The organism is Cupriavidus sp. JZ107 (assembly GCF_053903255.1).
On sequence record NZ_CP096480.1, the window covers coordinates 2,076,369 to 2,085,000 of the forward strand.

6 protein-coding genes and 2 rRNA genes (1 of these 8 running past the window's edge) are annotated in these 8,632 nt (G+C 64.6%); 2 read left to right on the plus strand and 6 right to left on the minus strand.

The features are described 5' to 3' along the window. Positions 1-103 precede the first annotated feature (103 nt). Positions 104-1,669 (plus strand): MFS transporter, encoded by a 1,566-nt coding sequence (locus tag M1D55_RS08985; RefSeq protein WP_456280687.1) that lies wholly within the window; start codon positions 104-106, stop codon positions 1,667-1,669. Between the two features lie 161 nt (positions 1,670-1,830). Further along, the gene (locus M1D55_RS08990; protein ID WP_064577310.1) at positions 1,831-2,688 is read left to right on the plus strand and encodes an IclR family transcriptional regulator; all 858 of its coding nucleotides are present in this window, start codon (positions 1,831-1,833) and stop codon (positions 2,686-2,688) included. Between the two features lie 63 nt (positions 2,689-2,751). Here the strand turns inward: M1D55_RS08990 and M1D55_RS08995 are convergent, their stop codons facing one another. The 6 genes from M1D55_RS08995 to M1D55_RS09020 form a co-directional block, all read right to left on the minus strand. Beyond that, on the minus strand, positions 2,752-3,603 hold the full coding sequence (locus tag M1D55_RS08995) for a phytanoyl-CoA dioxygenase family protein (protein WP_006577866.1): 852 nt from the start codon (positions 3,601-3,603) through the stop codon (positions 2,752-2,754). A 335-nt stretch (positions 3,604-3,938) separates the two neighbouring features. Next, a complete protein-coding gene (locus M1D55_RS09000) occupies positions 3,939-4,256 on the minus strand; it encodes a hypothetical protein (protein WP_006577865.1) in 318 nt (105 codons plus the stop codon). Positions 4,257-4,590: 334 nt separating this feature from the next. Next, positions 4,591-6,066 (minus strand): DegQ family serine endoprotease, encoded by a 1,476-nt coding sequence (locus tag M1D55_RS09005; protein WP_456280688.1) that lies wholly within the window; start codon positions 6,064-6,066, stop codon positions 4,591-4,593. 155 nt (positions 6,067-6,221) lie between these two features. Next, complete coding sequence (locus M1D55_RS09010; protein ID WP_231906628.1) at positions 6,222-6,626, minus strand: GIY-YIG nuclease family protein; 405 nt, start codon at positions 6,624-6,626, stop codon at positions 6,222-6,224. 102 nt (positions 6,627-6,728) lie between these two features. After that, positions 6,729-6,842, minus strand: a 5S ribosomal RNA gene (gene rrf / locus M1D55_RS09015). 124 nt (positions 6,843-6,966) lie between these two features. Then, positions 6,967-8,632 (minus strand): 23S ribosomal RNA (locus tag M1D55_RS09020) (it continues 1,215 nt past the right edge of the window).

Below are 8,632 nucleotides of genomic sequence, written 5' to 3' on the forward strand. Positions count from 1 at the left end.
ACATTTTTCATGGGCGCGCGCGGCGCCGATTGTTCCGACAGCCGGACGAAGTTTCCAGCGCAGCCGGTTTTTCGCGCACGCGTGCGCGGCTAAGCTGGCGCCCATGCCCCACCAACCTTTGCCGGCGGGTCTGCCCGCGCCAAATCCCTCCCCGACACCTTCGCTGCGTCTCGCCTCGCACCCCGAGATGGGACCGCTGCGGCTGTCGGCATTCGGGCTGACGCTAGGGCTGGTCACCGGGCTCGACTTCTCGTCGACGCTGATGATGGCGGTGGCGAGCCAGCACATCCAGGGCGGCGTCAATGCGACGCCGAGCGACTACCTGTACGCGGTCAGCGCCTATGCCGCGGCCGCCGTGCTGATGAACATGCTGCTCGACCAGATCGCGCGGCGCATCACCTACAAGCGCTTCACGATGGCGTCGCTGGTCGTGTTCGTGCTCGGCGCGATCCTGTGCGCGGAGGCCGGCTCCCCCACCGGCCTGATCGTCGGCAAGACCGTCGAGGGCCTGGGCGCCGGCGGCCTGTTCGCGGCCTCGCGCATCCTCGTGCAGTTGCTGACGGCGCCCACCGAACGCGCCCCGCTGCTGCTGCGCTTCGGGCTGGGATCGTTCGGGCTGCTGGCGGTGACGCCGTGGCTGACCGGCATCTTCCTCGACGAGATCGGCTGGCGCGCGGTGTTCCTGTTCCAGGCCGTGATCGCGCTGCCGGTGCTGGCACTGGTGGCGCTGACCTACCCGCGCCGCGGCCCGCGCGACCCGCATCCGCCGGTATCGACGCTGGACTGGCCCGCGGCGCTCAGCGCCGCCGCCGGCGCGCTGGTGCTGCTGCACACGCTGCAGGAGATGCGCTACACGCGCTTCTTCAGCACGCCGCACATGCCGCTGATGGCCGCCGCCGGGCTGGCGCTGCTGCTGTTCTGCGCCTGGCGGCTGCATCGCCACCAGGACCCGTGGATCGATCCGTCGCGGCTGCTCGGCAGGCGGTATCTGTATGGCCTGGGCTTCTACACGCTGTACTACCTGCTGTCGGCGATCTGGGCCTACCTGCTGCCGACGCTGACGCAGAGCGGACTGGGCCTGACCTTCCGCACCACCAGCATGCTGCTGTCGGTCAGCGGCACCGTGTCGGCAATCGGCGCGGTCGTGCTGACGTTGTGCATGGCGATGGTGTTCCGCAAGCGGCGGGTGATTGCGGCCGGCCTGGTGGTCTACGCCTGCGCCGCGATGCTGCTGTCGCAGCGGCTGATGCCGGGTGCGCCCGACTACGCGCTGGTACCGGTGGTGCTGCTCGAGGGACTGACGCCGGTGCTGCTGATGATCCAGGTCGCCTCGATGACCTATCTCGATCTGCCGGTCGAGGACTTCGCCCACGCCTACCAGTTCAAGAACGTCTGCAAGCAGATCGCCTCGGCCACGGGCACCGGGCTGGCCAGCATGTGGATGCAGCAAGGCGCGGCCACGCACCGCACCCATCTGGTGGAGCACGTGACGCGCTTCGAGCCCGCGCTGCAGCAGGGCGGCGGGCTCTCCAGCTTCGATCTGGCGCGGCTCTCGCAGGAGGTGGACCGCCAGGCCACGCTGCTGGCCGGCATGGATCTGCTGCACGGCTTCGCGCTGGTCTGCATGCTGATCGCGGGCTTCGTGCTGGTACAGAAGAGTTTCCGCTGAGCGTGGCGCCCGCGGCGCCAGGCCTCGGGCGCTGCCGGGCGCGACCCGCCGCGGTCTGCGGCACAACGGGGCATTGCGGCATGCCCCTCTGGCGGTTTGCGGCCTTTTCCACTACTCTTTCGGCCTTTCCGTGCGCATTCGGCATCCAGCCGTATACCTCGATGGCCAGCCACGCCCCGAACGATTCCCAGGATTCCCAGCCGTCCGCCGCCGAAACGCAGGGCAGCACCGGCAACGCCGGCACCGCGGCCGAGAAGCCCAGCGACAGCTACGTCCAGTCCTTCGCGCGCGGGCTGTCGGTGATCCGCGCCTTCAACGCCCAGCGTCCGGCCCAGACCCTGACGGAAATCGCGCAGGCCAGCGGGCTGACCCGGGCCGGCGCCCGCCGCATCCTGTTGACGCTGGTGGGCCTGGGCTATGTCGAGGCGGACGGCCGGCTGTTCCGGCTGACGCCGAAGATCCTCGACCTCGGCTTCGCCTATCTGACCTCGATGCCGTTCTGGAACCTGGCCGAGCCGATCATGGAGGCGCTGTCGCAGCAGGTCCATGAAAGCTGCTCGGTATCGGTACTGGACGGGACGGAAATCGTCTACGTGCTGCGCGTGCCCGCGCGCAAGATCATGACGATCAATCTGTCGATCGGCAGCCGGCTGCCCGCCTATTGCTCATCGATGGGCCGCGTGCTGCTGGCCGGACTGTCCGACCAGGAACTCGACCGCGTGCTGCACGCCAGCGATCTGCGCAAGCGCACGCAGCGCACGGTCACCGATATCGACGAACTGAAGGCGATCATCGCGCGCATCCGCGCACAGGGATGGGCGCAGAACGATCAGGAGCTCGAGGAAGGACTGGTGTCGCTGTCGGCGCCGATCCGTAATCGCGCCGGCCAAGTCATCGCCGCAATGAACATCAGTGGTCAGGCCAACCGCACCAGCGCCGAGGAGATGGTGCGCCGTTTCCTGCCGCCGCTGCTCGAAGCGTCGGAGAAGATCACCAATCTGGTCAGCCTGCGGACCTGACGGCTGCGCCTTCCCGTTTCTTCGGATTCAGCGCTTCAGATTCGGCGCTTCAGATTCAGCGCTTCAGCTCGCCATCGGCGCGGGCAGTTGCACCATGCCGTGCTGCGCCGAACGCGTGCCGGGCAGCGGCCGGTTGCTCAGTCCCAGATAGGCGAAGGCCACCGACAGCTTGACCGCGTCGGACAGGTTCTGCCCCGCGCTATGGAACAGCCGGCTGTCGAAGAACAGCACGTCGCCACGCTGCAATGACAGCGGCGTCGCGCCCGCCAGCAGCGCCGCGCTGGCCGGATGGCTGTCCACCAGGAACTCCGCGGCATCGAGCTGCCCAGGCTCCAGCGCGACCCGATGCGAGCCGGGTATCACGCGCAGCGCGCCGTTGCTCTCGTCTTCTTTTCCCAGGGCCAGCCACACCGTCACCAGCTCCGGACTGGCGAATGACCAGTAGCGCGTGTCCCGATGCCAGCCGGTCTGGCTGCCATAGGTCGGATGCTTGGTCATCACGCAGTTATGGTGGGCCAGCGTCAGCTGCGCCGGCTCGCCCAGCAGCGCGGTGACCAGCGTGGCCACGCGTGGGTCGGTCGCCCATTGCTGGAATACCGGATCGCGATCGTAGGCCTGGCGCAGGCGCCGCACGGTCGCTCCGCCCGCCGCGTCGCGGCTGCGGGGTGCCCCGGGATAACCCAGTTCGGCTTCGTATTCGACCGGCTCGACCGCCGCGCCGAGCTGGGCTCGCGCCACGCGCTCCATCGCATCGCACAGGGCGGGCTCCGCCAGGCCACGCAGCACCACGAAGCCGTCGCGGTGAAACGCCGCGGCGAGCGCCTCGAGTTCCTGCGCATCGAATGAGGACGTGGCGGGCGGCGCGGCGGCGTCGCCGATTGCATCGGGATGTTGGGGAGCGGCAGGGGTCGTCATGGCGACAGCGGGACGGGCAAGGCGGCGAGGCAACAGGCTTTGCCGCGGGTTCAGCCAGGCGCGAAGGGGGCGGTTTCGCGCGCGAATAACCGGATGATGCCAGAAGCGCGCGCGGCGCGCCTCGAAGCAGAACCGACGTAGCGCGCGGCCGCCACTGACTCGTGCATCGATAGGCAAGGCTGATGGCGTGCGAGGATCTGTATCGCTCGATCGCGCTGCTGGCGCGGTGCGCGGCGGCGATGCTGTGGCAGCGTCGGCTCGATGGAGCGCGCCGCGCGGGACTGCGGCGGAGGCTGCGGTCGATGTGAGGGTGTTGCCCGGCAGCGTAGCCGTCGTCAGAACAACGGCAGCTGGCGCATGCCGAAGCCCACGGTCTCTTCGACGCGCATGCGCGCGTGCGCCAGCGACCCTTCGGCCCCCGAATAGTTGCCGGCCGCCCAGCGATAGACCACGGGCACTTCGCCACGCTCGGACAGATGTACTTCGCCCAGCTTGTCGCCGCGCTCGTTGCGGTAGTAGTGGGAACGATAGCCGCGCTCCCAGTAGGTGACCTCTACCTTCTTGCGACGACGGGGCGACGGCGTCGCGCGCGGCATGCGCCGCGCCCGGTCGGTCGCCGTCACCGTAGATGCACGCGTGAGATCCAACTGCATAGACTTCCTTTTCGATCGAGTCCACAAGACGATGGCACCGATGCCTCGTCATGCATCGCAGTCGAGATGATACGCCGTGATTGCGTTCCTGTGTGGCTATGCAGCCCGGAAAACCGCTCTGGGCAACGATTTCGGGGTGGGTACGTATACGTATACCTGCCGTCGACGTCGGCGCGTATACGACAGGTATACGGGGTCGTATACGGGCGCGTATACCTCGTCGTATACGCTGGCGCGCGACAGCGCACTGACAAAAATGGCGTCGCGCACGGGCGATCGTCTATCGATCGCCCGTGCGCGACGCCTTGCGCGCCTTTCGGTCTGCCGAGTTCGATCAGCCCAGTTCGATCGGCACGAACAGCTGCGTGTCGTCACGCTGCACCAGCAGCGCTACTTCCTTGCCAGCCTTCGACACCATCGTGCGCAATTGCTCGACCGATTTGATCGGCGTGCCGTTGAAGGCCAGGATCACGTCGCCGGGTTGAATGCCGACGCGTGCCGCGGGACCCGACGCGCCCTCGACTACCAGGCCGCCGGCGATGCCGCTCTCGCGCTGCTCCGCTGGCGACAGCGGCCGCACCGCGAGGCCAAGCTTGCCGCCAGACTCGGCGCCATCGCTCTTTTGCGCGACGGTCTGCTCGTTGGCCGCGCCTACCTTGACGGTCAGCGTAATGGGCTTGCCCTCGCGTACGACCTTCAGCTTCGTTTCGGTGCCGGGTTTCAGATCGGCGACGTGTTCCGGCAGGTCGGTCGAACGGTCGACGGTGTCATCGCCGATCTGCACGATGACGTCGCCGGGCTTCAGGCCCGCCTTCGCCGCCGGGCCATCCGGCTCGACCGTATTGACCAGCGCACCGGCCGGCTTCGGCAAGCCGAACGACTGCGCCAACGCCTGGTTGACCTCCTGCACGCCGATGCCCAGGCGTCCGCGCGTGACCTTGCCATGCGCAACCAGCTGCTGCTGAACCTTGGTGGCGACGTCGATGGGGATCGCGAACGACAGGCCCTGATAACCGCCGGTGCGGCTGTAGATCTGCGAGTTGATGCCGATCACTTCGCCGCGCTGATTGAACAGCGGGCCGCCCGAGTTGCCGGGGTTTACCGCGACGTCGGTCTGGATGAACGGCACATAGGTATCGTCAGGCAGCGCGCGCGACTTCGCGCTGACGATGCCGGCGGTCACGGTGTTTTCGAAGCCGTACGGCGAACCGATCGCGACGACCGGCTCGCCGACGCGAACCTGAGACGGGTCACCCAGCTGCACGGTCGGCAGGTCCTTCGCATCGATCTTGATCACCGCGATGTCGGTCTGCTTGTCGACGCCCAGCACCCTGGCCTTGAACTCCCGACGATCGGTCAGCTTGACGACGACCTCCTGCGCGCCATCGACGACGTGCGCGTTGGTCAGGATCATGCCGTCCTGGCTGACGATAAAGCCCGAGCCCAGCCCGCGCGCCAATTGCGGCTGGTCCGGCTGAGGCCCATAGGGGAACGGAATGCCAAAGCGCTTGAAGAACTGGAACATCGGATCGTCGGGGTCCATGCCCGGCGGCATCTGCGCCGCGGTGCGCTGCGCGCGTGCGGTTACGCTGATATTGACGACGGCCGGACCGTAACGGTCGACGATGCCGGAGAAATCGGTCGGCGTTGCCATCGCGCGGCCCGGCGCGGCGCTGACCTGCGCGACCACCGGAGTCGGGGCGGCATAGCTCGATGACACCGCTTCCTTCTGGAGATAGTTGTACCCGCCTGCCAGCACGCCCACGGCGGCAATGGCGATGGCGGTACGAGCAACAGTTCGGCGAATCATCTGGTTCTCCTCGTTGATTCAGGCGCCCACGGGGGGCGCGACGAGGACATGCTAGGGGCCGAGACTTAAACGAGCCTTAAGGAAGGAAAGTGCGGGAAGGAAAGTGCGGGAAGGAAAGTGCGGGAAGGAAAGTGTGGGCCCTGCTCACCAACAAATCACGCTTCCCCAAGCGGCGCGGCGGCCGTGGATGGACGGCCGCCGTCGCGAAGCCACGCCAGCAAATCCGGCATGTCGGCCTGGTCCAGCTCCAGCAACGCGCACAGCTCTCGTTTTCGCGCGACGTGCAGGCGCTTGACCAGCGCTTCCAGCCGTGACGCTTCCGCCCGGTCGGCACAACGCAGCTGCGCGGCGATCGCGATCGGTTTGCGCGAGCGCGTATAGCGCGCACCCGTGCCCGCCTGGTGCTGCGCGAATCGGCGTGCGACATCGGTGGTGATGCCGGTATAGAGGCTGCCATCGGCGCATTCGAGCAGGTACAGGTACCAGCAATGGTCGGATGGCGTGGTCACTTTCAGATAAAGGATGAGAGGCGCGGTCGCGAAACCGGCATTGTGAGGCACTTGCGGCAAGCGGGGAAGCGCTGCTGAAGTCGCCCTATTTCGGCCCGCCGCAAAGCAAAACGCCCCAGACCTGTTGGGATCTGGGGCGTTTTTGAATGGAGAGCCTGGCGATGACCTACTTTCACACGGGTAGTCCGCACTATCATCGGCGCGAAGTCGTTTCACGGTCCTGTTCGGGATGGGAAGGGGTGGTTCCGACTTGCTATGGTCACCAGGCATAAAGGGTTGCCGGACTGGCTTGGGGCCAATCGGGCGTATTGGGATGTAGCGTAGGTTGTGCTGTATGGCACGTATGCGGAGACCAGCGGCGCGTATCGAACGCGCTAAACGCACTGGTTATAGGATCAAGCCTTACGGGCAATTAGTACTGGTTAGCTTAACGCATTACTGCGCTTCCACACCCAGCCTATCAACGTCCTGGTCTTGAACGACCCTTCAAGGAGCTCGAGGCTCCAGGGAATCCTCATCTTCAGGCGAGTTTCCCGCTTAGATGCTTTCAGCGGTTATCTCTTCCGTACATAGCTACCCTGCGATGCCTCTGGCGAGACAACAGGTACACCAGCGGTACGTCCACTCCGGTCCTCTCGTACTAGGAGCAGCCCCCGTCAAGATTCCAACGCCCACGGCAGATAGGGACCAAACTGTCTCACGACGTTTTAAACCCAGCTCACGTACCTCTTTAAATGGCGAACAGCCATACCCTTGGGACCGGCTACAGCCCCAGGATGAGATGAGCCGACATCGAGGTGCCAAACACCGCCGTCGATATGAACTCTTGGGCGGTATCAGCCTGTTATCCCCAGAGTACCTTTTATCCGTTGAGCGATGGCCCTTCCATTCAGAACCACCGGATCACTATGTCCTGCTTTCGCACCTGCTCGACTTGTCGGTCTCGCAGTTAAGCACGCTTTTGCCATTGCACTTTAGGTACGATGTCCGACCGTACCAAGCGTACCTTCGAACTCCTCCGTTACACTTTGGGAGGAGACCGCCCCAGTCAAACTGCCTACCATGCACTGTCCCCGACCCGGATTCACGGGCCTAGGTTAGAACCTCAAACAAACCAGGGTGGTATTTCAAGGACGGCTCCACGAGAACTGGCGTCCTCGCTTCAAAGCCTCCCACCTATCCTACACAGATCGGTTCAAAGTCCAATGCAAAGCTGCAGTAAAGGTTCATGGGGTCTTTCCGTCTAGCCGCGGGGAGATTGCATCATCACAAACACTTCAACTTCGCTGAGTCTCGGGAGGAGACAGTGTGGCCATCGTTACGCCATTCGTGCAGGTCGGAACTTACCCGACAAGGAATTTCGCTACCTTAGGACCGTTATAGTTACGGCCGCCGTTTACCGGGACTTCAATCAAGAGCTTGCACCCCATCATTTAATCTTCCGGCACCGGGCAGGCGTCACACCCTATACGTCCACTTTCGTGTTTGCAGAGTGCTGTGTTTTTATTAAACAGTCGCAGCCACCATTTTATTGCAACCCCTTCACCCTTCTGGCGCAGGCCAGTCAAGCTACCAGGGCGTACCTTATCCCGAAGTTACGGTACCAATTTGCCGAGTTCCTTCTCCCGAGTTCTCTCAAGCGCCTTAGAATACTCATCTCGCCCACCTGTGTCGGTTTGCGGTACGGTCTCGTATGACTGAAGCTTAGAGGCTTTTCTTGGGACCCCTTCCGATTGCTTCGCAGCACTAGGCCGCTCGCCCCACATCCTTGAATCCTGCGCCCGGATTTGCCAAAGCGCCTTCTCCAATGCAGGGACCGGGACTTCCAACACCCGGACAACCTTCCGCGATCCGTCCCCCCATCGCATCATACGACGGTGCAGGAATATTAACCTGCTTCCCATCAGCTACGCATCTCTGCCTCGCCTTAGGGGCCGACTCACCCTACGCCGATGAACGTTGCGTAGGAAACCTTGGGCTTACGGCGAGGGGGCCTTTCACCCCCTTTATCGCTACTCATGTCAGCATTCGCACTTCCGATACCTCCAGCATCCTTT